Raw genomic sequence first — 500 nt, 5'->3', positions numbered from 1 at the left:
GCGAGCTGGGCGTCGGCCAGGCGGCCGCGGCTGATGAGCACCTCCAGCTTGACCTCGGCGGCGATCTGGGCGCTGGTGACGTCGGTGTCGAGGGCGCCGACCAGCACGTTGACCGCCTCGTCGGTGGTGCGCAGGTAGACGCCGCCGCCCGGGCCGGGGACCTCCTCGATGAGCTTGAAGTCGTAGTCCCTGCGCACGTACGCCCCGTCGGGGCCGAACGTGCCGTACACGGCGCGGAAGCCGCGGTCGACGCTGCCGACGTTGATCAGGTTGTCCAGCACCCAGCGGGCGACGCGCTCGTGCTCGGCGGCGGGGCGGCCGGGGGCCTGGGCGGCGACGCGGGGCAGCAGCCGGGCGACGATCTCCTCGTGGTCGGCGCCGGTGTCGAAGTCCATCGCGAGGGTGACCAGGTCGATGGCGGCGAGCGCCACCTCGGCCATGGCGTAGGTGCCGTACTCCCCGGCCAGGTTGGCCTTGCGGACGTCCAGGTCGTGCAGCGG

At 73.6% G+C, this 500-nt stretch carries 1 pseudogene; it reads right to left on the bottom strand.

Annotation, left to right across the window (positions count from 1 at the left end):
* Positions 1–500 (bottom strand): annotated as a pseudogene (locus ACSNOC_RS27920) (hypothetical protein); the annotation flags it as partial.

The organism is Streptomyces sp. URMC 129, from assembly GCF_051386415.1.
Classification (GTDB): domain Bacteria; phylum Actinomycetota; class Actinomycetes; order Streptomycetales; family Streptomycetaceae; genus Streptomyces.
Note: the sequence above shows the minus strand (reverse complement) of the source record. Positions and strands in the feature narration are given on the sequence as shown.